The organism is Kitasatospora purpeofusca (assembly GCF_036010405.1).
Classification (GTDB): Bacteria; Actinomycetota; Actinomycetes; order Streptomycetales; family Streptomycetaceae; genus Kitasatospora; species Kitasatospora purpeofusca.
This window is the reverse complement of sequence record NZ_CP108561.1, coordinates 3,564,478-3,589,764: the sequence shown is the minus strand read 5'-3', so window position 1 is coordinate 3,589,764 and position 25,287 is coordinate 3,564,478. Positions and strand designations below refer to the sequence as shown.

General features: G+C 73.8%; 19 protein-coding genes and 3 tRNA genes. 13 read left to right on the top strand and 9 right to left on the bottom strand.

Translation table 11 applies throughout. The features are described 5' to 3' along the window. The first annotated feature begins 53 nt into the window (after positions 1–53). Both OG715_RS15625 and OG715_RS15620 read left to right on the top strand, forming a co-directional pair. Positions 54–126, top strand: a tRNA-Ala gene (locus OG715_RS15625). A gap of 61 nt (positions 127–187) precedes the next feature. Next, a tRNA-Ala gene (locus OG715_RS15620) sits at positions 188–260 on the top strand. Positions 261–365: 105 nt separating this feature from the next. On the opposite strand, the gene OG715_RS15615 is transcribed toward OG715_RS15620, so the two are convergent. Next, positions 366–1,301 carry a helix-turn-helix transcriptional regulator gene (locus tag OG715_RS15615; RefSeq protein WP_266269374.1) on the bottom strand — a complete coding sequence of 312 codons (936 nt, stop codon included), beginning with the start codon at positions 1,299–1,301 and terminating at the stop codon, positions 366–368. Between the two features lie 102 nt (positions 1,302–1,403). On the opposite strand from OG715_RS15615, the gene OG715_RS15610 reads away from it, so the two are divergent. The 8 genes from OG715_RS15610 (at position 1,404) to OG715_RS15575 (ending at position 13,918) form a co-directional block, all read left to right on the top strand. After that, on the top strand, positions 1,404–2,897 hold the full coding sequence (locus OG715_RS15610) for an MFS transporter (protein WP_266269373.1): 1,494 nt from the start codon (positions 1,404–1,406) through the stop codon (positions 2,895–2,897). A gap of 152 nt (positions 2,898–3,049) precedes the next feature. Continuing rightward, a tRNA-Ala gene (locus OG715_RS15605) sits at positions 3,050–3,122 on the top strand. 189 nt (positions 3,123–3,311) lie between these two features. Beyond that, on the top strand, positions 3,312–4,703 hold the full coding sequence (locus tag OG715_RS15600; protein ID WP_266269372.1) for a hypothetical protein: 1,392 nt from the start codon (positions 3,312–3,314) through the stop codon (positions 4,701–4,703). A 279-nt stretch (positions 4,704–4,982) separates the two neighbouring features. Then, entirely contained in the window at positions 4,983–7,877 is a 2,895-nt protein-coding gene (gene leuS, locus OG715_RS15595) for a leucine--tRNA ligase (RefSeq protein WP_266269371.1), read from the top strand. A 278-nt stretch (positions 7,878–8,155) separates the two neighbouring features. Continuing rightward, positions 8,156–8,977, top strand: a complete 822-nt coding sequence (locus tag OG715_RS15590; RefSeq protein ID WP_266269370.1) for a hypothetical protein — start codon at positions 8,156–8,158, stop codon at positions 8,975–8,977. Between the two features lie 51 nt (positions 8,978–9,028). After that, positions 9,029–9,874: a DegV family protein gene (locus tag OG715_RS15585; RefSeq protein ID WP_266269368.1), complete on the top strand. Its 846-nt coding sequence runs from the start codon at positions 9,029–9,031 to the stop codon at positions 9,872–9,874. Positions 9,875–10,011: 137 nt separating this feature from the next. Next, positions 10,012–11,076, top strand: coding sequence for a ComEA family DNA-binding protein (locus tag OG715_RS15580; protein WP_266269367.1), 1,065 nt, complete (start codon positions 10,012–10,014; stop codon positions 11,074–11,076). Positions 11,077–11,134: 58 nt separating this feature from the next. Beyond that, positions 11,135–13,918 carry a ComEC/Rec2 family competence protein gene (locus tag OG715_RS15575; RefSeq protein WP_266269366.1) on the top strand — a complete coding sequence of 928 codons (2,784 nt, stop codon included), beginning with the start codon at positions 11,135–11,137 and terminating at the stop codon, positions 13,916–13,918. Between the two features lie 515 nt (positions 13,919–14,433). Here the strand turns inward: OG715_RS15575 and OG715_RS15570 are convergent. Beyond that, the gene (locus OG715_RS15570) at positions 14,434–15,024 is read right to left on the bottom strand and encodes a phosphotransferase (protein WP_266269364.1); all 591 of its coding nucleotides are present in this window, start codon (positions 15,022–15,024) and stop codon (positions 14,434–14,436) included. Between the two features lie 223 nt (positions 15,025–15,247). Here OG715_RS15570 and OG715_RS15565 point away from each other — a divergent pair, with 223 nt between their 5' ends. Next, entirely contained in the window at positions 15,248–16,678 is a 1,431-nt protein-coding gene (locus OG715_RS15565; protein WP_327063443.1) for a transposase, read from the top strand. Here the strand turns inward: OG715_RS15565 and OG715_RS15560 are convergent. Together OG715_RS15560 and OG715_RS15555 are read right to left on the bottom strand one after the other, a co-directional pair. Beyond that, on the bottom strand, positions 16,638–17,156 hold the full coding sequence (locus tag OG715_RS15560) for a phosphotransferase (RefSeq protein ID WP_266269363.1): 519 nt from the start codon (positions 17,154–17,156) through the stop codon (positions 16,638–16,640). The two genes, OG715_RS15565 and OG715_RS15560, sit on opposite strands and share 41 nt — an antisense overlap. A gap of 123 nt (positions 17,157–17,279) precedes the next feature. Beyond that, a complete protein-coding gene (locus OG715_RS15555; protein ID WP_407661110.1) occupies positions 17,280–17,516 on the bottom strand; it encodes a hypothetical protein in 237 nt (78 codons plus the stop codon). 186 nt (positions 17,517–17,702) lie between these two features. Between OG715_RS15555 and holA the strand changes: the two genes are divergently transcribed. Next, entirely contained in the window at positions 17,703–18,704 is a 1,002-nt protein-coding gene (holA, locus tag OG715_RS15550; protein ID WP_266269362.1) for a DNA polymerase III subunit delta, read from the top strand. 12 nt (positions 18,705–18,716) lie between these two features. Here holA and OG715_RS15545 read toward each other — a convergent pair whose 3' ends face one another. The 3 genes from OG715_RS15545 to OG715_RS15535 all read right to left on the bottom strand — a co-directional run bounded on the left by OG715_RS15545 (position 18,717) and on the right by OG715_RS15535 (position 20,749). Next, complete coding sequence (locus OG715_RS15545; RefSeq protein WP_266269361.1) at positions 18,717–19,415, bottom strand: hypothetical protein; 699 nt, start codon at positions 19,413–19,415, stop codon at positions 18,717–18,719. A 561-nt stretch (positions 19,416–19,976) separates the two neighbouring features. Continuing rightward, entirely contained in the window at positions 19,977–20,246 is a 270-nt protein-coding gene (gene rpsT, locus OG715_RS15540; RefSeq protein ID WP_045938443.1) for a 30S ribosomal protein S20, read from the bottom strand. Between the two features lie 197 nt (positions 20,247–20,443). Beyond that, positions 20,444–20,749, bottom strand: coding sequence for an antibiotic biosynthesis monooxygenase family protein (locus OG715_RS15535; protein WP_266269360.1), 306 nt, complete (start codon positions 20,747–20,749; stop codon positions 20,444–20,446). 248 nt (positions 20,750–20,997) lie between these two features. Here OG715_RS15535 and lepA point away from each other — a divergent pair, with 248 nt between their 5' ends. Beyond that, positions 20,998–22,869, top strand: a complete 1,872-nt coding sequence (gene lepA, locus OG715_RS15530; protein WP_266269358.1) for a translation elongation factor 4 — start codon at positions 20,998–21,000, stop codon at positions 22,867–22,869. Between the two features lie 94 nt (positions 22,870–22,963). Here lepA and OG715_RS15525 read toward each other — a convergent pair whose 3' ends face one another. Continuing rightward, positions 22,964–24,031, bottom strand: coding sequence for an NAD(P)/FAD-dependent oxidoreductase (locus OG715_RS15525; protein ID WP_266269357.1), 1,068 nt, complete (start codon positions 24,029–24,031; stop codon positions 22,964–22,966). Positions 24,032–24,159: 128 nt separating this feature from the next. Further along, positions 24,160–25,167 carry a sigma-70 family RNA polymerase sigma factor gene (locus tag OG715_RS15520; protein ID WP_266269356.1) on the bottom strand — a complete coding sequence of 336 codons (1,008 nt, stop codon included), beginning with the start codon at positions 25,165–25,167 and terminating at the stop codon, positions 24,160–24,162. Between the last annotated feature and the right edge of the window lie 120 nt (positions 25,168–25,287).

The window sequence follows — 25,287 nt, the reverse complement described above, 5'->3', positions numbered from 1 at the left end:
TTCGCACGGAGGGAACGCGGCCCGGTAAGGGAAGCGGGAGATCCGGACGACGAGGGGCTGTAGCTCAGTTGGTAGAGCGCTTGCATGGCATGCAAGAGGTCCGGGGTTCAATTCCCCGTAGCTCCACTCCGCACCCGGAGTGTTCCCTCAGGAGATTTTCTTCTTCCCGGAAGACTGTGTGTGTCGCGGGGCTGTAGCTCAGTTGGTAGAGCGCTTGCATGGCATGCAAGAGGTCCGGGGTTCAATTCCCCGTAGCTCCACAGACGAACGGAAGGCCGTCACCCCCCGGGTGGCGGCCTTCGGTCGTTCCCGGGCGGCGGTTCGGCCGGTGGGGCCGGTGCGGTGGGTAGGCCGGTGGGTCCGGATCAGCCGACGGGCCCGGTGAACCGGTGGCCGCACGGGGCGGTCCAGCCGCCCGGGGGCAGCATCGACAGCCGCTCGACCCGGTCACGGTCCTCGGCCCCCTCCGGCGTGTAGACCGCCACGTACGCCTCCGGCACCCCCGGAATCGTCAGGTACGTCGCGTTCAGCCGCATCACCCCCGCCTGCGGGTGCCGGAACACCTTCAGCGCCGTCCGCCGCGTCGACACCTCCTGCCTGGCCCACAGCTCCCGGAACTCGGCGCTCGCCCGCAGCAGCGACCGCACGTACTCCTCCCAGCGCGGCTCCCCGACGTGCTTGCCGTACGCGCCGCGCAGCACCGCGACCATCTGCGGCAGCTGCTCGGCCCGGTTCAGGAAGGGATTGCAGCACTCCGGGCTGGTGACCGTGCACCAGAGGCTGTTGAACCAGCCGTCGCCCGTGCGGGGCCGGCTCGTGGCGAACAGCGCCTCGTAGGCGGAGTTCCAGGCCAGGACGTCGAACCGGCTGTTGGAGACGGCGGCCGGCAGCGGCGCCAGCGCGTCCAGGATCACCTGGGTCGACGGGTCCAGCACCGGCGGGTCCGGGTGCGCCGACGGGCGGACCGCCACCCCGGCCAGCCGGAACAGGTGCTCGCGCCCGGTCGCGTCCAGCAGCAGCACCCGGGCCACCGCCGTCAGCACCTGCGCGCTGGCGTTGATGGGACGCCCCTGCTCCAACCACGTGTACCAGGTCACCCCGACGCCGGCGAGCTGGGCGACCTCCTCGCGGCGCAGCCCCGGGGTGCGGCGGCGCAGGCCGGGCGGCAGGCCGACGTCGTCGGGGGAGACCCGGGCGCGGCAGGCGCGCAGGTACTCGGCCAGCTCGGTGCGCCGCCGGTCGCGCGGGGTGGGCGGGCCGGGGGCGGGCGGGACGGTGCCGGGGGTGTCCACGACGGTCATACCCGCCATGGTGCCGCAGCCCGGTGGGGCGCAACAGGTGCTGCCAGTACCAGGATCCGCAGGCTCTAACCACTGGTACCAGGATCCGGCGAGGCTCGATCCATGACCGATCTCCAGACCCGACGCGGCCCGGTCCGGACCGCCCCGCCGACCGGGGCGGCCGGTGCCGGGACCGCCGCGGCCCCTGTCGCCAGGCCCGGACTGCTGCTCGCGCTCGTCCTCGGCGGCCAGTTCATGGCCGTGCTCGACACCGCCATCGTCAACGTCGCCGTGCCGACCGTCCGCACCGACCTGCACGCCTCCGGCGCGGCCCTCCAGTTCGTGGTGGCCGGCTACACCATCGCCTACGCCGTGCTGCTGATCACCGGCGCCCGGCTCGGCGCCCGGTACGGCTACAGCCGGCTCTTCCAGTCCGGCCTGGCCGTCTTCACCGCCGCCTCGCTGGCCTGCGGGCTCGCCCCCGCCACCGGCTGGCTGATCGGCTTCCGGCTGCTCCAGGGCGCCGGGGCGGCCCTGATGGTGCCCCAGGTGATGAGCATCATCCAGCGGACCTTCACCGGCCGGGCCCGGATCCGGGCCCTCGGCCTCTACTCGGCCGTGCTGGCCGGCGGCATCGCGGCCGGCCAGGTGCTCGGCGGCCTGCTGGTCAGCGCGGACCTGTTCGGCTCCGGCTGGCGCCCGGTCTTCCTGGTGAACCTGCCGATCGGCCTGGTGCTGCTCGCCGCCGGGGCCCGGCTGCTGCCCGACCTGCCCGGCGACCGGGAGCGCGGCTTCGACCTGCCCGGTCTGCTGGTGCTCGGCGCCGCCCTCGGCCTGCTGGTGGTCCCGCTGGTGCTCGGCCACGAACTCGGCTGGCCGCTCTGGGGCTGGGTGATGCTCGGCGCGAGCGCGCTGATGTTCGCCCTGTTCGCGGTCGTCGAGCGGAGGATCGCGCGGCGCGGCGGGCAGCCGCTGATCAACGGGCGCGTCCTCGGCGCGGCCGGTCTGCTGCCGGCCGTCGGCGCGCTGCTCATGATCATGCTGGCCTTCGCGGGCTTCATGTTCTCCTTCGCCCTGCACCAGCAGGCCGGTCTCGGCCACAGCGCCCTGCGGGCCGGGCTCTGCTCCGCGCCGATCGCGGTCGGCTTCGGCGCCGCCAGCCTGTACTGGCAGCGGCTGCCCCGGCGGCTGCACGGCGTCCTGCCGCCCCTCGGCACCGGACTGCTCGCCGTCGGCTACCTGCTGCTCGGCCGGCTGCTGGGCGACGGGTCCGGGGTCGGCGCGGCGCCGCTGCTGCTGACCGCCGTCCTGGGGCTGCTCGCGGGCTGCGCCTACGCGCCGCTGTTCGGCCGGGCGCTCGCCCGGGTGGCCCCCGCCGACGCGGCGGACGCCAGCGGGCTGGTGGTCACCGCCGTCCAGCTCGGCCAGGTGCTCGGGATCGCGCTGCTCGGCTCGGTGTTCCTCGGCGCGGTGGACGTGCCGACGTCCGCCCGGGGGGCCGGGCACGCGCTGCTGGTGACCTCGGTCGCCATCGGCGGGGTCGTCGCGCTCGCCGCGGGCCTCGCCGTCCGGGCGGGGCGGGAGGAGCGGCGGGCGGAGCGCCGGGGGCAGGGGTAGGGCGGGCGTCCGTACGGGGCTCGGGTCGCGCCGGCGCGGGCGTCCGCGCGGGCCCCGCGGGAACGGATTCGTGGAGCACCCCCCGGACCGTGTAAAGTAAGTGATGTCGCCGAGGGAAACGGAACGAAACCCCCGGTGACATCGCAGGTCGAGGGGCTGTAGCTCAGTTGGTAGAGCGCTTGCATGGCATGCAAGAGGTCCGGGGTTCAATTCCCCGTAGCTCCACAGGAATCGAAGGCCGTCTCCCGGAAACGGGGGGCGGCCTTCGGCGTTGTCGGCGTTCCCGGAGCGCCGGCGGGTCCTTGTCGGTGCTGTCGGCGTCCGGAACCCGTTCGGGACCTGCGGCCCGGTGCGGCGACCGGTTTTCGGCGACCCCCCGACGACGGCCCCCGGCGGACCGCTACCGTCGGAGCCATGGCCGATCTGGAGCGCAGACGCAACGAGGAACTCGCCCGGATACTCCACCAGCTGGGCTGGAGCCCGGAACGGCTCGCCCGCGAGGTCAACCTCACCCTCCCGGCCCGGCTCGCGATCAGCTCCACCGCCCCCTACAAGTGGCGCGACCGGGGCATGGTCCCGCGCAGCCCCCACGACCAGGCCGTCTGCGAGGTGTTCAGCCGCACCCTCGGCATCGCCGTCACCTACGAGCAGCTCTGGGGCCGGATGGGCGGCCACCGCGGCGCCAAGATCCTCTCCCCGCGCCTGCTGACCGACCCGTGGACGGCCGACACCGCCCAGACCGCGCTGCGCGAGACCGCCGCCGACGCCGGACCCGTCCGCCTCACCGACCTCTTCCGCGGCGCCGACCTCGCCGAGGCCGCCCGTCGGCTCACCACCCCGCCCCCGGCCCTCGGCGGCGACGGCGCGCTGCGTGTCGACCCCGCGCTGGTCGGCGAGCTCTCCGCCGCCCACCGCAGCAAGCAGCGGCTGGAACGGTCCTGCGGCGGCGGACTCGTCCTCGGCCCCGCCCGGGCCGAACTGGCCATGGTCACCAAGCTGTTGGAGCTCGGCGCCTACGACGAACCGCTCGGCCGGACACTCTACGGCGCGGCCGGCCGCCTCGCCGGCCTCGCCGCCTGGGCCGCGTACGACCTCGGCCACGACGCCACCGCCCAGCGGGCGTTCGCGGCAGCGCTGCGCGCCGCCCACCTCAGCGGCGAGCGGCGGGCCGGGGTGGCCGTGCTCGGCGGCCTCGTCGTGCTGGCCACCGGGAGCGCGGGCGGGCGGGGGCAGGACGCGGTCACGGTGCTGGCCGAGGCCGTGGCGGCGGCCGGTGACGCGCTCGGGCCGGCCGACCGGGCGCTGCAGCTCGGCCGGATCGCCCGCGCGCACGGGCGGCGCGGGGACGCCGCCGGGCTGGCGGAGGCGGCGGGGCGGGCGTTCGCGGAGCTGGACGGGGAGGCCGAGGGGGCGGTCGGCGGGGAGGCGTGGGGGGATCTTGCCGGGATGGTGGGGGAGGGGCACCTGTTCCTCGGCGAGCACCGGCGGGCCCAGGAGCTGCTGACGGGGGCGGTGGCGGCGCTCGGACCGGGGCGGGCCAGGGCGCGGGCACTGCTGATGGTGCGGCTGGCCGAGTCGCAGCGGCTGGCCGGTGCGGCCGCCGAGGCGGTGCGGACGGCGGACCGGGCGCGGGCGCTCGCCGCCGGGATGCAGTCGGAGCGGGTGGCGCGGGCGTTGCGCGGGATCGACGCGGAGTTCCGCTCGGCGGAGTCGGAGTCGGAGTCGGCGGTGGGGGAGGCCGCGGTGGCTGCGTTCGCCGGGCCGGAGGGTGCCGTGCTGGAGGTGCCGGCGGGGACCGGCGTCTGACGGGCGCGCCCGCGGTCTCCCCCGGAGGCGCCCGACCCCTTGCGGTACCCTGAGCCCATGCGAACCGCGTGCCTGCTCCTTAGTCGGCCGCGCTGACCAGGACCGGCCACGCCCCAGGGCGGAGCCGGAGTCGGCGTGGCACCCCCTCCTGCGAGGGGCTTTTTTGTTTTCCGCCCGGCTCACCGCCCGGCAGCGTCCGGGCCCCGGTCCGGACACCCCGCCCCGTCGCCGGCCCTGGACGCCGGTTCGCCAACTGACATCGATGGAGCTTTAAGGACCATGAGCGAGACGACCCCTGCGTCCGGCGCGGCCGACACCGCGACCGCGCCGTTCCGGTACAGCGCTGCCCTGGCAGCCGAGATCGAGTCCCGCTGGCAGGACATCTGGGAGAAGGAGGGCACGTTCCACGCCCCCAACCCGGCCGGCGACCTCGCCGATCCCGCCGCCGCCGACGTCGCCGCGAAGCCGCACAGCTTCATCATGGACATGTTCCCGTACCCGTCGGGTGCGGGCCTGCACGTCGGCCACCCGCTGGGTTACATCGCCACCGACGTGTTCGCCCGCTACCAGCGGATGAACGGCTTCAACGTGCTGCACACCCTGGGCTACGACTCGTTCGGCCTGCCGGCCGAGCAGTACGCCGTGCAGACCGGCACCCACCCGCGGGTGTCCACCGAGGCGAACATCGCCAACATGCGCCACCAGCTGCGCCGGCTGGGCCTGGGCCACGACCCGCGCCGCTCGATCGCCACGATCGACCCGGAGTACTACCGCTGGACGCAGTGGATCTTCCTGCAGATCTTCAACTCCTGGTACGACGAGCAGGCCCACCGGGCCCGCCCGATCGCCGAGCTGGTCGCCGCGTTCGCCGACGGCACCCGTGAGGTCCCCGGCGGCCGCGACTGGGCCGCGCTGAGCGGCGCCGAGCGCGAGGAGGTGCTGGGCGAGTACCGGCTGGCCTACGCCAAGGAGGTGCCGGTCAACTGGTGCCCCGGCCTGGGCACCGTGCTGTCCAACGAGGAGGTCACCGCCGACGGTCGCTCCGAGCGCGGCAACTTCCCCGTCTTCAAGTCCAACCTGCGCCAGTGGATGATGCGGATCACCGCCTACTCCGACCGGCTGATCTCCGACCTGGACCTGCTGGACTGGCCCGAGGCGATCAAGCTGCAGCAGCGCAACTGGATCGGCCGCTCCGAGGGCGCCCGGGTCGACTTCGCCGTCGGCGAGCGGAAGATCACCGTCTTCACCACCCGCCCCGACACCCTGTTCGGCGCCACCTACATGGTGCTGGCCCCCGAGCACGACCTGGTCGACACCATCGTGCCCGCCGCCTGGCCCGAGGGCACCCCCGAGGCGTGGACCGGCGGCGCCGCCACCCCCGCCGAGGCCGTCACCGCCTACCGCGCCGCCGCAGCCGCCAAGTCCGACGTCGAGCGCCAGGTCGAGGCCAAGGTCAAGACCGGCGTCTTCACCGGCGCCCACGCCGTCAACCCCGTCAGCGGCGAGCCCGTCCCGGTCTTCATCGCCGACTACGTGCTGATGGGCTACGGCACCGGCGCCATCATGGCCGTCCCCGCCCACGACCACCGCGACTTCGCCTTCGCGCGCGCCTTCGACCTGCCGATGCGCTGCGTCGTCGAGCCCACCGACGGGCGCGACGAGGACCCGGCCGGCTGGGACGACGCCTTCGACACCTACGACTCCGTCATCGTCAACTCGGCCCACACCGAGGGCACCGAGGACGGCATCTCGCTGAACGGCCTGGGCGTCGTCGACGCCAAGGCCGCCGTCACCGCCTGGCTGACCGCCCGCGGCATCGGCGAGGGCACCGTCAACTACCGCCTGCGCGACTGGCTGTTCAGCCGCCAGCGGTACTGGGGCGAGCCCTTCCCGATCGTCTACGACGAGGACGGCGTCATGCACGCGCTGCCCGAGTCGATGCTGCCCGTCGAGGTCCCGCAGGTCGACGACTACTCGCCGCACACCTACGACCCGTTCGACTCCACCTCCACGCCGAAGACCCCGCTGTCCCGCAACGAGGACTGGGTCAACGTCGAACTGGACCTGGGCGACGGCGTGAAGACGTACCGCCGCGAGACCAACACCATGCCCAACTGGGCCGGCTCCTGCTGGTACGAGCTGCGCTACATCGACCCGTCCAACCGCGAGCAGGTCGTCGACCCCGCCAACGAGCAGTACTGGCTGGGCCCCACCGAGCAGAAGCCCGGCGGCGGGGCCGACCTGTACGTCGGCGGTGCCGAGCACGCCGTGCTGCACCTGCTGTACGCCCGCTTCTGGCACAAGGTGCTGCACGACCTGGGGCACGTCTCCTCCGTCGAGCCGTTCCACAAGCTGTTCAACCAGGGCATGATCACCGCCGACGTCTACCGCGACGAGCGCGGCTTCCCGGTGCCCGCCGCCGAGATCGAGGAGCGCGACGGCCAGTACTTCTGGCAGGGCGAGCCGGTCAAGCGCGAGGCCGGCAAGATGGGCAAGTCCCTGAAGAACGCCGTCGCCCCCGACGAGATCGCCGACGAGTACGGTGCCGACACGCTGCGCCTGTACGAGATGTCGATGGGCCCGCTGGACGTCTCCCGTCCGTGGGACACCCGCGCCGTCGTCGGCTCCTACCGCTTCCTGCAGCGGCTGTGGCGCAACATCGTCTCCGAGACCAGCGGCGAACTGGTCGTGACGGACGAGGAGCCGGACGAGGCGACCCTGCGCGCCCTGCACAAGGCCGTCGACGGCGTCCGCGCCGACATGGCCGGGCTGCGCTTCAACACCGCGGTGGCCAAGGCGATCGAGCTGAACAACTACCTGGTCAAGCGCGGCTCCACGCCGCGTTCGGTGGCCGAGCAGGTGGTGCTGATGGTCGCGCCGCTGGCCCCGCACATCGCCGAGGAGCTGTGGCGCCGGCTGGGCCACGGCGACTCGCTGGCGCACACCGACTACCCGGTGGCCGACCCGGCGTACGTCGTCGACGAGTCGGTGACCTGCGTCGTCCAGATCAAGGGCAAGGTCAAGGCCCGGCTGGAGGTCGCTCCGTCGATCTCGGACGCCGAGCTGGAGGCGCTGGCGCTGGCCGACCCGGCGGTCGTCGCGGCGATCGGCGGGGCCGAGGTGCGCAAGGTGATCGCGCGGGCGCCGAAGCTGGTCAACATCGTCACCGGCTGAGGCCGGTCTGTTCCGCCGGGGCGGGCGTTCCTTCGGGGCGCCCGCCCTGCGGCGTTCCGGGGGCCTCCGGGGGGTCTCCGCAGGTATACGGGGGGTCGGTGGGGGTTCGGGACTCGGGGTTCCCCCCGATGCGTCCCTGAACCTTTCCCTGAACTCGGGCCCGGCACCCCCGAACGGTGGCCCGCCCGGCCGGTCCCGGGGCTACGGTGGAACCCTCGGTGGGCCGGCCCGCGTTGGGCCCGGTGGGGGCCGGTTCGGCTGGCGGAAGGCGGCGTGTGATGGAGATTCTCGGGGTGTTGCTCGGAGTCGCCCTGCTCCTCGGGCTCGGGGTGGTGGTGCTCGTCGTCATCGGCCTGGTCAAGGCGGCCCGGGCGGTCGGCGAGAAGGTGGAACGCCAGGAGGCCAAGGCCCGACGGGCCGTGGAGAACGTCACGCTCAAGGCGAAGTCCTACACCCAGACCGGTCCGCAGGGGCAGATCTCCGCCGTCCGCCTCGGACTGCGGACCTCGCTGGACGGCACCCGGCGGGTCCTGGAGGGCGCTGTCGGCCAGGACGGCCAGCTCGGCGAGGCGCTCGCGCTGCTGGGCCGGCTGGACGCCCACGCGGCGGAGCTGGACGGCGAACTGCGGATGCTGGAGCGCGAACCGGACGCCGGGCGGGTCGCGGCGAAGCTGCCCGAGCTGCGGGAGCGGGCGGACCGGATCACGCACTCGGCGGAGACCATGCGGTGGGCGGCGCAGGACCGGATGCACCGGTTCGCGGCCGACGAGCTGGGGCGGCTGAGCCGGGAGTGCGAGGACGAGGCGGGGGCGCTGCGGCACTGGGACACCGTGTCGGGGGCCTCGGGTGCGGGCACGGCTACGGCGCCGGGGGCTTCCGCTTCGGCTACGGCTCCCGGGGCTTCGGCTTCGGCTTCGGGTGACTCGGCTGGTGCTGGTGCTGGTGCTGGTGCGGCTCGGGAGGCCGGTGGCGCCCGGCGCGGACTCACGGACGGACGGGGCGGGCGGCCCAGCGCCGAGGAGCTCCTCGGCCTCGCCGACCCGGTCGCCAAGCTGGCGCAGCGGCTGCGGAAGCCGACCACCGGCCCCTCGGCCGGTTGAGCGGCCTCCGGATACTGCCGACCGGCCCGAGCTGGGAGTAACCTCCGCCTCATGCCCGCCGACCTCGCACTTGTCACCGACTCCACCGCCTACCTGCCCCAGCAGGCCGTCGACCGGCACCGGATCACCATCGTCCCGCTGAGCGTCGCGGTCGGCGACGAGGTGCGCGCGGAGGGCGTCGAGATCGCCCCGAAGGACGTGGCCGAGGCGCTGCGGGGCAAGCACCGGGTGACCACCTCGCGACCCAACCCGGAGGCCTTCGCCGCCGCCTACCGGGCGGCGGCCGAGAGCGGCGCGCGCGGCATCCTCTCGGTCCACATCTCCGGCGAGCTGTCCGGGACGGTGGCGGCGGCCCGGCTGGCGGCCGCCGAGTCGCCCGTCCCGGTGCGGGTGGTGGACAGCCAGCTGGTCGGCATGGCGCTCGGGTACGGGGTGCTGGCGGCGGCCGAGGCGATCGAGGCCGGGCAGCAGCTCGACGAGGCGGCGGCGGCCGTGGTGCGCCGGACCGCCGGGACCAGCGGCTTCTTCTACGTCGACACCCTGGAGTACCTGCGCCGGGGCGGGCGGATCGGCGCCGCGCGGGCGCTGCTCGGCTCGGCGCTGGCGGTGAAGCCGCTGCTGCACCTGGCCGGCGGGCGGATCGAGCCGCTGGAGAAGGTGCGCACGGCGTCCCGGGCGATCGCCCGGCTGGAGGAGATCGCGGTCGAGCGGGCGGGGGAGCGGGAGGTCGACATCGCCGTCCACCACCTGGCGGCGGAGGAGCGGGCCGAGCCGCTGGCGGAGCGGCTGCGGGGGCGGATCCCGGGGCTGCGCGAACTGTACGTGGCCGAGGTGGGCGCGGTGATCGGCGCGCATGTCGGACCGGGGCTGCTGGCGGTGGTGGTCTCACCCCGGTGAGGTCTGCCGGGGGAATGTCAACGCCGGTCGGCCCACTTCACTCCTCGGGGTGTGCTCGGCTGTCCACAACCCCGGGGTTGTCCACAGGATTTCGGTAAAGTCCGCGCGCTGCTCGGCCGGTTCCTACCGTGCTCCGCATGACGAACCTGCGCATCGGCGCACGCAAGCGCCACGAGATCCGTCGGGCCCACGAGACCGCCCGCCTGCGGATGGCGGCCCTGCTGCCGGGGGCGGCCGAGCTGCCGGACACCGAGCCCTCGGTGTACACGGCGTCCCCGCCGGGGCGGGGCGACGGCGGTCCGCGCGGTGGCCCGCAGGGCAGTCCGCACGGCAGTCCGCAGGGTGGTGCCTCCGAGGGGGCGTCCGAGAGTGTGCCGGGCAGGCCGTCCGACGACGGCGGTGCCAGGGGTGCGGTGCCGGGCCCGGCGTCCGAGGGCGGTGAACCGGGCTCCTCGGGTTCCTCGGGTTCCTCCGGCTCTTTGGGCCCGGCGGTGGGCGCGGTGGGCGCGGTGGGCGAGGTGCCGCCGGGGCCGCCGTTGCCGCCGGGGCATCCGCTGGCGCTCGAACGCCGGGCGGCGGTCGGCCTGCTCGTCCTCCTGCTGCTCGCCGTCGGCTACGGCGTCCAGCACTTCTGGCTAGCGCGGCCGCAACCGGTCGAGGTGCCGACGGTCGCCGTCGGCCCGGTGGCGCCGACCGGGAGCCCGGGCGCGGGTCCGCCCGGCGACGGGCCCGGGCCCCCGGGAGGCGGCACCGGCGGCGGGGCTCCCGCCGTCGTGGTGGTCGACATCGGCGGCCGGGTCGCCACCCCGGGCGTCCACACCCTGCCGAACGGTTCCAGAGTGGCGGACGCGCTGCGGGTGGCGGGCGGACCGCTGCCGGGGGCGGACACCAGGAACCTCAACCTGGCCCGCGTCCTGGCGGACGGCGAACAGATCCTCGTCGGCGAGCCCAGCCCCCAGCCGGCCGCAGGAGCGGGCCCGGGACCGCCCCCGGCCGGGCCGTCGAAGCAGCCGGTCAGCCTGAATCGCGCGACCCTCGAACAACTCGACACGCTCCCCGGCGTCGGCCCGACCCTCGCCCAGCGCATCATCGCCTTCCGTGCCTCCCACGGCGGTGCCTTCCGTTCGCTCGACCAACTCCGCCAGGTGAGCGGGGTGGGCGAGCGCATCTACGCGGAACTCCGGCCGCTGCTCACCCTCTGACGGGGCGTTCGCCGAGATCGTTCGCCGAGGTCGTTCACCGAGGTCGTTCGCTGCGGTCGTGCGGCAGGCTCCCCTTTCCGTCCTGTTCCCCCGCTCTCAGCTCCGCTCCGTTCTCTTCGCTCCGACGAAAGGAGGTGTCGTCATCGCCACCGCCCTCGCCCCCACCCCCGGCACGGAGCCGGGCACCGGCTCCTCCACCGGACCACGGCCGGGTGACCTTCGACTGCTGCTGCCCGCAGGTGCCGCCTGGGCGGTGACGGCCGGCGTTCTCGGGCCGGGGTCCGGCCACGGCGCGGCCCTCGCCATGGCGGCGGGCGCGGCGGCAGTTCTGGGCCTGACCCTTTTCGTCCTCGGGATCCGGACGTCCACCGGTTCGACCCGGGGCCGCTCCGTCGCCGTGACCGCGGGGGTCGTCCTGCTCACCGCGGCCGCCGCCGCAGCCGCCACCCTCCTTCACACCGCCGATCTGCGCCGCGGACCGCTGCCCGAACTGGCCCGGACCGGCGACCCGGCCCCGGAGGTGGGCGTCGACCTCACCGTCACCGGGGACCCGCGGGTCAGGGTCTCCCGCAGTGGCGGATCCGGTGCCGGGCAGAGTCTGCTCACCGTGGAGGCGGTCGTGGACCGCGTCACCGTCCCCGACGGCCGGCTGCGGGGCGAGCCGGGCCCGCGCACCGTCCGGACCCGCACACCCGTCACCGTCCTGGTGCGCGGCGAGGACGTAGCCGCCTGGGAGCCCCTCCTGCCGTCGGCCCGGCTGGTGGCCGAGGTGACCGTCCGGCCACCGGGGGAGGGCGACCACGGGTCGGCGGCCCTGCTGATCGCACACGGCGAGCCCCGCGCGTCGGCTCCGCCGAGCCTCCCGCAGCGGATCGCCGGACGGCTCCGGGCAGGACTGCGCTCCGCCACCGACGGTCTGCCGCCGGACGAGCGCGGGCTGCTCCCGGGCCTGGTCGTGGGCGACACCTCCCGGCTGCCGGACGAGCTCCGGGAGGCGTTCCGGGACACCGATCTGGCCCACCTGGTGGCGGTCAGCGGGGCCAACCTCGCGATCGTGCTCGGCGTGCTGATCGGCGCCCCGGGGCGTGCCGGCACTGCCGAGCGGCGCGGACTTGCCGCCCTGCTCGGGATTCCGCTGCGCACCACGGCGCTGGTGGGGGCGGCCGTGACACTGGCCTTCGTCACGATCTGCCGCCCCGAGCCGAGCGTGCTCAGAGCGGCGGGCACCGGGCTGATCGGGCTGCTGGCGCTGGCCACCGGCCGTCCGCGCCGGGCGGTGCCCGCGCTGGCCGGCACGGCCCTGCTGCTGATCCTCCTCGACCCCTACCTGGCACGCTCCTTCGGCTTCCTGCTGTCGGTGCTCGCCACGGCCGGGCTGCTGGTGCTCGGCCCGCGTTGGGCGGACGCCCTCCGGGCGCGGGGCTGGCCCCGGCATCTCGCGGGCGCGGTCGGAGCCGCGGCCGCGGCCCAAGCGCTCTGCGCACCGGTGACGGTGCTCCTCTCCGGACACGTCAGCCTCGTCGGGATCCCGTGCAATCTGCTGGCCGAACTGGCGGTGGCCCCGGCGACCCTGCTCGGGTTCGCGGTCCTGATCGCCGACCCGGTCTCGCCGGCGCTGGCCCGGATCCTCGCCGAGCCCGCCGCGGTGCCGACCGGCTGGCTGGCCGCGGTGGCCAGGCACGGCGCCGAACTGCCGGGCGGCCGACTGTCCTGGCCGGGCGGGTGGTTCGGCACGGTGAGCCTCGCCGTCGGCACGGCCGCACTGTGCTGGACGGTTCCGTTGCTGCTGCCCGGGCGCTCCACCGGGCCCCGCCGATGGCGCTCCCCACGCGGCTGGATCCGCCCGGTGGTGACGGGAGCCCTGCTGCTGGTCCTGCTGACCGTGCTGCTGAGGCCGCCGCCACTGGCCCGGATCGCGACCGGCTGGCCGCCGCCCGACTGGCGGCTGGTCATGTGCGACGTGGGGCAGGGCGACATGGTGGTGCTGCCGGTGCCGCCCGAGGGCGGGGGGCCGCCGGACAGCGCCGTGGTGGTGGACGCGGGGCCGGATCCGCGGGAGGCCGACCGCTGTCTGCGTGATCTCGGGATCGACCGGGTGCCGCTATTCCTGGCGACACATTTCCACGCGGATCACGTCGAGGGCCTGCCGGGGGTGCTGCGCGGCCGGAGGGTCGGGGCGGTGGAGGGTACGGCGGTGGACGATCCACCGGGCGAGGCCGCCCGAGTGGCGGCGTGGGTGGCGCGGGCCGGGGTCCCGTTGGTGCGGGCCGCTCCTGGTGAGCGGCGGTCGGCGGGGCCGAGGGTCTCGTGGGAGGTGCTGTGGCCGGAGGGAGAGGAGTCCTCGGTGGTGTCGGGTCCGAACAACGCGAGTGTCGTGCTGCGGGTGGCGGTGGCGGGAGGTCTGCGTTTCGCCCTGCTGGGCGATCTGGAGCCGCCGGCCCAGGAGGCGTTGCTGAGCCGGCTGAGGGCGGCCGGGAAGGAGAACGAGGTGGACGTGCTGAAGGTGGCGCATCATGGCTCGGCCTATCAGGACTGGTCGCTGACCGAGGTGTTGAGCCCTCGGCTGGCTCTGATCTCCTGTGGGGAGGGAAACCCGTACGGCCATCCGTCGCCGCGGACGGTGGACCGGCTGCGGGCTCTGGGAGCCACCGTGCTGCGCACGGACCGGGTGGGCGACATCGCGGTGACCGGTGCGGGGCCGGGTGATCTCGGTGCCTCCGTCCACCCGCGCGGGGAGCGCCCCGGTCACGGTCGGTCCGGGGCCCGGGCCAGTCGGGCGGCCGAGCCCGGCGTCGCGTCGGCGGCGCGCGGGGGCCACGGGCCCCGCGCGCCGCCCGGGTGACCCCCGCTGCTGCCTTCCTCCCCGACCCCGTGAGTGGGGGTGGGAAATTGGGGGGTTGGGGTTGGGGAGGAGGGGCGGGGGCGGGCCCGGCAGAAACGATTCTTCTCGCCGGGCCCGAGCGGTGCGCTCGGGCCCGGCGAGGGCAGGCTGCCGGGGCGGGAGCGGCAGGTGTTGTCCGGGCGGGGGCGTGGACGGAGGAGAGAATGCCGTTGCGCTCCGGGCGGGGCCCGGAGCGCAACGGGAGGGCCGGACCGGGGAGGTCGGACGAACCGGGACCATCGGGCGCCTCGCGTGGGAAGTCGGCCCGTCCGACTTCCCACGCGACCTCGCACGAGGGGCGGGTCAGTGCTGTGCGCGCCAGCCGTGGCAAGCACCAACCCCCGAAGAAGGCGCTGATGAACCGGGCAGGCCGGGATCAGGAGACAGAAGATCGGTCTCAAGGTGCCGCAGATCCTGGCCCCGACTGCATGGAACAGGTCGCCGAAGCCCTCGCCGCCGTGTTGGCCGGCACGGTGTCACGGCATCGCCGCGAACGCCGCCTGCACGTCCTCACGTCGCCCGGTCCACCAGATCAGGAATCGCTCGGCGGGCAGGAAGAGATGGTCGCAGGAGTGGTCGTCGCGGTCGTAGTGGAAGACCAGCTGCCAGTAGTCCGACATGCGCTTCCACCACAGTCGCTCCACCGCGTCCGCGAGGGCCGCCACCGGGATCGGCACCACCGACCGGTAGCCGGCCACGAACGCGGCCGTCCGCTCCAGGTCGAGGAAGCCGTTCTCGCCGCCGAACTGCACGGTGGCGGTGCGGGCGACCTCCTCACCCAACGGGCGCACGCGGATGCGGTCCCAGTCGATCACCCCGGCGATCCGGCCGTCGAGCCACAGCACGTTGCGGTGCTGCACGTCACCGTGCGTCCAGCCCACCGGACCGACCGCCACTTCGGCGGCGGGGCGTTCGCTGCCGTGCCTGTCGAGCAGCACCTTGCGCCTGCGTAGCGCCCGGGCCGCCTCGGCGTCGAACGCGGTCGGGCTCTCCAGCGTGGCGATCAGCGCGAGGAAGCGGTTCGCCTCGGCGCGCGCCGCACTCGGGGCAGTCACCGGGGCGGCCACGGGTTTCGATCCCTGCGGCAGCAGGTGGGGAGGCTGTCGCACGGCTTCCCCCGTCCGCGAGTCAAGAGCGATTCGATGTTCGGTTCAAGTCGTCGTGGGGACGTTGGAGTCTGGATCGGTGGGGCGGAACTTCCTGCTGTGCGACCGCGAACGTGATCTTGAGATGCCGAAGAGTGCCCGGGAGTGGCTGCCGCCAGGGCACTTGTGTTGGAGAGTGCTTGAGGTGGTCGAAGGGCTCGACCTCTCGGCCTTCGAGGGCGGCTATCGTGCCGACGGGCAGGGCGGCGTCGCCTACCCGCCAGCCGCCTTGGTGGCGCTGATCTTCTACTGCTACAGCAAGGGCATACGCTCCTCGCGCGGCATCGAACGGGCCTGCTGGGACGATCTGGGCTGCCGGATCATCACCGCGAACCGCGCCGTGGACCATTCCACCGTCGCACGGTTCGTCCAGCGTCACCGCGACGCGCTGACCCGGCTGTTCGTGCAGGTGCTGGCCCTGTGTGGCAGTCGTGGGCTGGTCGATCTGTCGGCGGTCGCGGTGGATGGCTCGCCGATGGACGCGAACGCGTCCCGTGACTCCAACAAGCAGTTGCCGCGTCTCGAGACCGTCATCGCCCGGTGCGAGGACGAGATCAGCGCGCTCATGGACGACGCGCGCGACCATGCCCGGCGCGTCGAGACCCGCGACGCTACGGACGCCGACGACGAGCCCCAGCGTGACGACTGGCCGAGGATGTCACGCCTGTGTGACCTGCTCGCCAGGGCTCGCACGGCCCGGGACCGGCTCCACCAACGCGCCCTGCCGTCCGCCAACGAGATAAGGATCAAGGTTCAGGCAGCCGAACGCATCGTGGCCCGCGCGGAGGAGCGGTTGACCGCGGAGACTGCGGCCCATCAGGAGAAACTGAGGAAGTACCAAGCACGGACCGAGGCCGACCGGGAGGCAGGGCGCCGGGCCGCCAACGGTCGACCGCCCGTGCCCATGGAGAACAAGACGGTCCTGGTCCGGCAGCGGGCCCGACTGGCGAAGGCCCTCGCTCACCTGGAGCGGGCAAGCAGCCCCGAGCCGATGCCCTCCCCGACCGCCGTCGCCAGCCTGAGCGATCCGGACTCACGGCTACAACTGGGCAAGCACGGCGGCTACCTGCAGGGATACAACCTGCAGATCGTCTGCGCGCGCCGCCAGATCCTGCTGGCCATCGACCTCCACGACAACCCCTCGGACCGCACCGCACTGATCCCGATGGTCAGGAAGACCCAGGAGAACCAGCGCGCGGCAGGTCTGGCGGGCGACATCCTGCTCTGGCTCGCGGACAGCGGATACGCCAGCGCCGCCTCCTTCGAGGAGCTCGCCGACCTGCCGCTGCTGGTCTCGGTCACCAGCGAGGCTGACCAGGCAGGCTTCCCCGCGAAGCGCCAGACCGCCCCCGCCGGCCAACAACCCATGGCCGACCGCCTGGCGACCCCGGCCGGCCGGGCCCGGTACCGCCAGCGCAGCGCTCTCGTCGAGCCTGGCTTCGCCCAGCTCTTCCAGCGGTTCGGCCGACACCTCAACTACCGCGGACGCCGAGCTGTCGACACCGAGATCAAGCTCCTCGGCACCGTCCACAACCTCAGCAAACTCCTTGTCGGCACCACGAAATCGCGCTCTTGACTCGCGGACGGGGGAAGCCGTGCGACAGCCTCTGGGTGGTTCGCTCGTCGTTCAGGTTCCGGTGGATCCGGCCGAGCAGGACACCGAGGCCCCTCGCCTGGTCCAGCGTGAGTTCTGTCCCGGGCCGGTGGCCGCCCTCCAGCCAGGGGATCAGGCAGTAGCCGCGGCCTGCCACCTCCGCCACGGTGTCCCCGGAAGAGGTCGCCATTGGCCGCCCGACCGGGACTCCGACGTCTGCCAGCTCCGCCAGGACCGCCAGATTCCGGCGGGCGAGCGGCAGCGGCACGTCCATGATCCGCTTCAGCGCGAACGCACCTGCGGCTGTCTCCAGCCGCCAGTTGCCGTTCATGAGGCCGTTGGGCAGGAAGTCGCACGCCCGGATCTCACCGAGCCCGAAGGACTCGCCGAGGACCACAAGGTCCTCTTCGATCTTGCTGTAGCGCGAACCGCACGAGGCGCCGTCCATCGCTTCTGTCACCTCAAGCAGGCTGTCGGGGGCGGGAGGGACGAACCGGACCGGTCGACGAACCGAAGGCACCCAGCGCCTTACGTGGGAAGTCGGCCCGTCCGACTTCCCACGCGACCTCGCACGAGGGGCGGGTCAGTGCTGCTCGCGCCAGCCGTCGTGGGAGGCGGCGACGGTGTCGAGGGCGTGGAGGAGGGCCGGGGTCCAGCCGTGCTCGGGGGGTTCCACGACCACCAGCCACTGGGCGTCCTCGGCGTCGTCCTCCCCCGCGAGGGCGTCCCGGACGATCTCCGGCTCGCCGAGGTCGGGGTGGTCCGCGCCGAGGTCCTCGGCGGCCTCCTCGGCGGCGTCGCGGTCGGGCAGGACGAGCAGCTGCCGGGCGTGCGGGTCGACGTCGTCCGGCAGGCCGGCGGCCGGCTCGACGGAGGGCTCGGCCACGGGCTCGGCCACGGGCTCGGCCACGGGCTCGGCAAGGGGCTCGGTGGTGGGGTCTTCGGTCACCCGTCCATTCTCCAGGGCGGCCGGAGCTGTCCGTGCCCCGTGGGATGCTGGTAGGCGATGGCCAGGAAGAGTGCACCCGACGACCTGCTCGCCCCGCTGACCCTCGCGGTCGGTCAGGAGGAGCTGCTGCTGGACCGCGCGGTGGCCCAGGTGGTGGCTGCGGCGAGGGCCGCCGACCCGGACACCGATGTGCGGGACCTCCCGCCCGGGGGCCTGCAGCCCGGCAGCCTGGCCGAGCTCACGACCCCCTCGCTCTTCGCCGAGCGCAAGGTCATCGTGGTCAGGGCCGCGCAGGACCTCTCCGCCGACTCCGTGAAGGAGGTCAAGGCGTACATCGAGGCCCCCGTCGAAGAAGTGATCATGATCCTGGTGCACGCGGGCGGAGCCAAGGGCAAGGGCCTGCTGGACGCGGGCCGCAAGGCGGGCGGCCGCGAGGTGGCCTGCGCCAAGCTCGCCAAGGCGGGCGAGCGGCTGACCTTCGTCAAGGGCGAGTTCCGCACCCTCGGCCGCTCGGCGACGCAGGAGGCCTGCCAGGCCCTGCTGGACGCGCTCGGCAGCGATCTGCGCGAGCTGGCGGCCGCCTGCAGCCAGCTGACCTCCGACGTCGAGGGCACCATCGACGAGACCGTGGTGGCCCGCTACTACAGCGGCCGGGCCGAGGCCACCGGCTTCGAGGTCGCGGACCTGGCGGTCACCGGCCGGGCCGCCGAGGCGCTGGAGCGCCTGCGCTGGGCCCTGGCGGTCGGCCAGCCGCCGACCGGCATCACCTACGCCCTGGCGTCCGGCGTGCGGAGCATCGGGCGGCTGGCGACGGCCGGGCGGAACATGCGCCCGGGGGACCTCGCCCGTGAGCTGGGCATGCCGCCGTGGAAGGTGGAGCGGGTCCGCCAGCAGATGCGCGGCTGGACGGGCGACGGCGTGGCCGTGGCGCTGACGGCGATCGCGCAGGCGGACGCCGCCGTCAAGGGCGGCTCCGACGACCCGGCCTTCGCCCTGGAGCGCGCCGTGGTCGCCGTGGCGAGGGCCGCCAGGGCCGGTTCCCGGCAGCCCTCGTACTGAGCCCGCCCCGGGCTACGGGCCGCCGATCGCCTTGAGCATGTCCCGGGTGTCGTCGAGCATGGCCTTGCGCACGGTCTCCCGGTCCAGGGTGTGGTTCTTGCCGACCTGGTAGTTGTCGGTCCAGTACAGCGAGTACGTCATGCCGCCGTCCCGGATCTGCAGGTAGTAGTTGATGTCGAGGAAGGTCTTGTCCGAGCTGGTCGGTTCGTCACCGTAGGCGAGGTAGGCCTCCTCGCCGAGGCCCGGCACGGGGGTGATCTCGTACTTCTGCTGCTCGAAGTACTGCCGCAGGGCGGCGAACTCCGGTGCGGAGTCGACGGCCCGGTGCAGTTCGGCCCGGATGTCGAGGGTGGCGTAGTCGGTGGTCTCGCTGTCGGACGGGGTGCGCTTCATCAGCGCGTAGCAGCGCATCACGTCCATGGTGTCGGTGCGGCCGACGTGTTCCAGCGGGTAGTTGTCCACCATCTTGTACTTGCCGCGGAACGCGGTGAGCTTGCCGGCGTCGCAGATCCGGTCGACCGCGTGGTAGCCGCGGAGGCTCTGCGCCCCGGAACCGTCGTCGACGAGGCCGGGCACCGCGAGCACGGTGCCGGTCCAGACGGCGGAGGCGAGGATCGCACCGACGAACGCCCAGGTCGCGTTGCGCCGCAGTCCGCCGCTCCGGCGGCCGTCCGGTGCGGGGGCGCCGGCCACCGCGGCCGAGCCGGGCACCGTGGGAACGCCAGGGGCACCCGGTGCGCCGGGCGCGCTGGGGAGGCCGGGCGGCGGCCCGAAGCCGGGCGGGCTGCTGGGCGCCGGCGGCTGCTGCGGGAAGCCGGCGAAGCCGGGTCCGTTCTGCGGCGGCGGTGACGGTGCCGGTGAAGGTGATGACGGCGGCGGCGGTGTCCCCAATGTGTGCCTCCCTCGGGCCTGCGACGTGGGTGCCGGAGACCCGACCCTATCGGCCGGGCCCGGCGACCGTTCGAGGAAAGCGACGGCCGCCGGGCCGCCCCGGTTCCCGCCCCCGCCCGGCTGCCCGAGCCCCCGCCCGGCCCCACCCCGGAACGGCCTCGCCCCGGAACGGCCCGGAAACGCCGACTGCCCGCCCGGTGTGTACCGGGCGGGCAGTGGTGGGAGGTCCTGCGGGCAGGTACTTCCGGTCAATCCCTGTGCACCGCACCCGCGTGGCGAACGCAGGCCGCGTGCGGTGCGAAGTCTGTTGTGCGCCTCGGGGGTTCCGGGTAGAGGGCCGGGCGTCCCGAGGGGTGGGGCCGTCGTGCGGCCCCGGGGGCGTCAGGCCTGGACGGCGGTGTTGACGCGCTTGGTGATGGCCGACTTCTTGTTGGCGGCCTGGTTGGCGTGGATGACGCCCTTGCTCACGGCCTTGTCCAGCGCCTTGGAGGCGGCGCGGGCCAGCACGGCGGCCTTCTCGGTCTCGCCGGCGGCAGCGGCCTCACGGGCCTTGCGCAGGGCGGTCTTCAGCGAGGACTTGACGGCCTTGTTGCGCAGGCGCGCCTTCTCGTTGGTCTTGTTGCGCTTGATCTGGGACTTGATGTTCGCCACGAAAGTGCCTCAGTCTGTGAAATCGGATCTGGGGTCCCCCGGCCGGAGGCCGGGAGGGCTGCACCAGCGGCGCTCGGGTCAGCTGAGAGGGCATGCCGGGGCCAGGTGCAGCGGCCAACGCTACCAGGGGTGGCGGGTCCGGCCCAAACCGGGCGGGGCCCGTGGGCGTCCGGCGGCCACCAGGGCGAGCGCGCCGGTCAGGCCCGCAGGAGCGGCTCGCCGTAGTGCTCGACCTCGGGGAACGGCCGGTAGAAGTGGTGCAGCAGCGCGCGCCACCGCTGGTACTCGGGGGAGCGGCGGAAGCCCTCGGTGTGGTCGGTGAGGTTCTCCCACTCCACCTGGAGCAGGAACCGGGAGCCGCGCCCCTCGTCCAGGCAGCGGCGCAGGGCCAGCGAGCGGAAGCCGGGCTGCCCGGCGATCAGCGGGCGTGCCCCGGTGAAGGCGGCGAGGAACTCCTCCTCCCGGCCGGGCAGGACGTCGAGCAGGGCGCTTTCGAGGATCATGGCCCGCCATCCTGCCCTGCCGCCCCGCCCTGCCACCTTGCCACCCTGCCCCGCCGTCCCGACCCTGCGGCACGGCCCCCGCGGGCCCCCGGGCGGCCCGAAGCGGACGGGTGGCGCGCGGTCCGCCCGCGGGAGGTGGGAAGATGGGAGGAACTATCTCGATCGGACGACCGTCCGGTCGCCCGGGAAGCCGGTCAGCGATGATCCGGACACCCCCGGCCCCCGGACCAACGGAGAATCGGACCAAGGTGCCCGCGACCCCCAGCAATGTGCCAGAGCCCAGCCGTACCGACCCGGCGCTGATCCGCAACTTCTGCATCATCGCCCACATCGACCACGGCAAGTCGACCCTCGCCGACCGGATGCTGCAGATCACCGGTGTGGTCGACCCGCGGCAGATGCGCGCCCAGTACCTCGACCGCATGGACATCGAGCGCGAGCGCGGCATCACGATCAAGTCGCAGGCCGTCCGTCTCCCGTGGGCGCCGAGGACCGGTCCCCACGCCGGGAACACGCACATCCTCAACATGATCGACACCCCGGGCCACGTGGACTTCACGTACGAGGTGTCGCGTTCCCTCGCGGCCTGCGAGGGCACCGTCCTGGTGGTCGACGCGGCCCAGGGCATCGAGGCGCAGACCCTCGCCAACCTGTACCTGGCGCTGGAGAACGACCTCACCATCGTCCCGGTGCTGAACAAGATCGACCTGCCGGCCGCGCAGCCGGAGAAGTACGCCGCGGAGATCGCCCACATCATCGGCTGCGACCCGTCCGACGTGCTCCAGGTCAGCGCCAAGACCGGTCTCGGTGTCGAGGACCTGCTGGACCACATCGTCAACACCGTCCCGGCCCCGGTCGGCGTCAAGGACGCCCCGGCCCGCGCGATGATCTTCGACTCGGTGTACGACTCCTACCGCGGCGTGGTCACCTACGTCCGTGTGGTGGACGGCCAGCTGACCAAGCGCGAGCGCATCGCGATGATGTCCACCGGCGCCACCCACGAGCTGCTGGAGATCGGCGTCATCTCGCCGGAGCCGAAGGTCTCCGACGGCCTGGGCGTCGGTGAGGTGGGCTACATCATCACCGGTGTGAAGGACGTCCGGCAGTCCAAGGTCGGTGACACCATCACGTCGATGCACAAGGGCGCCACCGTGCCGCTCGGCGGCTACAAGGACCCGCGTCCGATGGTGTTCTCCGGCCTGTACCCGCTGGACGGCTCGGACTACCCGCTGCTGCGCGACGCCCTGGACAAGCTGCGGCTGAACGACGCGGCGCTGGTGTACGAGCCGGAGACCTCGGTCGCGCTCGGCTTCGGCTACCGCTGCGGCTTCCTCGGCCTGCTGCACCTGGAGATCATCCGGGAGCGCCTGGAGCGCGAGTTCAACCTCGACCTCATCTCCACCGCCCCGAACGTGGTCTACCGGGTGAACATGGAGGACGGCACCGAGCACACCGTCACCAACCCGAGCGAGTTCCCGGTCGGCAAGATCGCCGAGGTGTACGAGCCGGTCGTGCGCGGCACCATCCTGGCGCCGAACGAGTTCGTCGGCGCGATCATGGAGCTGTGCCAGTCCCGCCGCGGCAACCTCCAGGGCATGGACTACCTGTCCGAGGACCGGGTCGAGCTGCGCTACACCCTCCCGCTCGCGGAGATCGTCTTCGACTTCTTCGACCAGCTGAAGTCCAAGACCCGCGGTTACGCCTCGCTCGACTACGAGCCCATCGGCGAGCAGACCGCCGACCTGGTCAAGGTCGACATCCTGCTGCACGGCGACGCGGTGGACGCGTTCTCCGCGATCGTGCACAAGGACAAGGCCTACGGCTACGGCGTGATGATGGCCGGCAAGCTGCAGAAGCTGATCCCGCGCCAGCAGTTCGAGGTGCCGATCCAGGCCGCGATCGGCTCCCGGGTGATCGCCCGCGAGACCGTCCGCGCCATCCGCAAGGACGTCCTCGCCAAGTGCTACGGCGGTGACATCTCCCGTAAGCGGAAGCTGCTGGAGAAGCAGAAGGAGGGCAAGAAGCGGATGAAGATGGTCGGCCGGGTCGAGGTCCCGCAGGAGGCCTTCATCGCCGCGCTGTCCACGGACGCCGAGACCCCCAAGGGCGAGAAGAAGTAACCGGGGGAGGGGCGGCCGGGGAGGATCCGGCCGCTTGCTCTCCACCGTGAGGGGCCCGGGACGCAATGCGCGTCCCGGGCCCCTCGTGCGTGCTTCAGCGCAGCGACATGACGACGCTCTTGAGGATCGCGGCCTTGACCAGCCGCCCGGTCCGGCCGGTGAGCACGGCGGGCCGCATCGAGTCGTCGCCGTGGATCAGCTGGACCAGCCCGTCCCGCCGGCCGAGGCTCAGGCACTGCACGACGTAGCGGAAGGCGAACGGCTTGTCGGTGCGCCCGGCGAGCACCTTGCCGAGGTACTGGCCCTGCGGCAGGGCGGTGGCGCAGCCCATCCGCAGGGTGCCGGTGCCGGGGACGGTGACCTCGGCGGCGTCGCCGATCACGTACACCTCGGGGTGCGAGACCGACCGCAGGTGGTCGTCGACGATCGCCCGGCCCGCCGGGGTGACGGCGAGGCCGGCCTCGGCGGCGAGCGGGTGCGGTTCCATCGAGGCGGCCCAGACGACCAGGTCGGCGGGGATCCGGCCGTCGGCGGTGGTGAGGCCCTCGGTGTCGACGGCGGTGACGGTGGTGTGCTCGTGGATCGCGACGCCGAGCCCGCGCAGCACCCGGTGGACGTGGCCCCGGCCCTTGGCCGAGAACCAGCCGCCGACCTGGCCGGCGGCGACGATCCGCACGGTCCAGCGGGGGTGGGCCTCGGCGAGTTCGGCGGCCAGTTCGATGCCGGTGGCGCCGCCGCCGACCACGGCGACGGTGCCGGGGCGGTCGGCGGTGCGCAGCCGTTCGGCGATCCCGGCGGCGCGTTCGGCGGCGTAGGCGTGTTCGGCGGCGCCGGGGACGCCGTGCCAGGCGGTGCGGCTGCCGAGGGCGTGGACGAGGGTGTCGTAGGCGACGACCTCGCCGTTGTCGAGGACGATCTTGCGGCCGTCGAGGTCGATGCCGGTGGCGCGGGCCGCGATGTGGCGGACGGCGCGTCCGCGCAGCACCTCGGCGACGGCGGGCCGGTGCTCGGGGTGCCCGGCGGCGGTCTCGTGCTGCCGGACGCGGTGCAGGATCCGCTGCTCGGGGGCGATCAGGGTGACCTGGCCGCGCTTGCCGGCGCGGGTGGTGGCGGCGAGGCCCGCGTAGCCGGCACCCAGTACGACGATCTGCTTCTCGGTCATGTCGTCCCGCTCCTTCGTGGCGCCGTCGGCGGCGTCCGGTCGCGGCGCCCCCGGGGTGGCCGGGGAGCGCTCTCCGCGTGTTCGGAAGGGGGACGACGCGGCCGGTCGGAGTATGACGGTGACCTGCGTCACATCGCCGGAGGGGTGTCGGCGGGGTTGAGGTGGGTGAGCTTCTCCGGGTTGACCACGGTGTAGGCCGAGGTGATCCGGCCGTCGGCGACGGTGAAGCCGACCACGCCGCCGACCAGGCCCGGCTGCTGGTACCAGACCAGGCCGGGTTCGCCGTTGACCAGGGCGAACTCGATGACGGTGTCGGGGGTGCCCCACTTGGCGACCATGCCGGCGACGAGCCGGGCGACCTTGTCCGCGCCGAACACCGGGCGGGCGCCGGCGGTGACGAGGCCGCCGCCGTCGGAGTGCCAGACCACCTCGGGGTCGAGGACGGCGAGCAGGCCCTCGATGTCGCCGCGGGCGGTGGCGGCGGCGAACGCCTCGACGGCCTGCCGGTGTTCGGCGGGGTCGGCGGTGGCCCGGCGGCCGCCGTCCTTGACCCGGCGGCGGGCGCGGGAGGCGAGCTGGCGGGCGGCGTCGGGGCTGCGGTCGAGGGAGGTGGCGATCTCGTCGAAGCCGACGGCGAAGACGTCGTGCAGGACGAAGGCGGCGCGTTCGGCGGGGGTGAGCTGTTCGAGGACGGCGAGCAGGGCCAGTGAGACGGATTCGCCGAGTTCGGCGAGTTCGGCGGGGGAGGCGGGGCCGCTCTGGTAGGAGACGGACGGTTCGGGCAGCCATTCGCCGAAGTAGGACTCGCGGCGGGCCCGGGCGGAGCCGAGCTGGTCGTAGCAGAGGCGGGTGACGACGGTGGTGAGGTAGGCGCGGGGGTCGTCGACGCCGGTGCGGTCGGCGGCGCGCCAGCGCAGCCAGGCCTCCTGGAGGACGTCCTCGGCGTCGGTGAAGGAGCCGAGCATCCGGTAGGCGACGGAGCCGAGGTAGCGCCGGTTGGCCTCGAAGGCGTCCGGGGCGGTGCCGCCGGTCGTGGCGTCAGTGCTGCCGGTGCCAACGCCTCCGGTGCCATCGCTTCCGGTGCCGTCGCTTCCGGTGCTGGGCGCGGCGGTCGTCGCCGACGGGTCGTCACTCACGGCCCCACGGTAGCGTCCCGCCCCCGGGCGCGGCGGGGCGGGACGGCCCCGGACGTGCGGGAACCCGGGGCGGTCGGCCTTCGGGCCGGCCGCCCCGGGTTCGCGGAGAGGTTCGCCGGG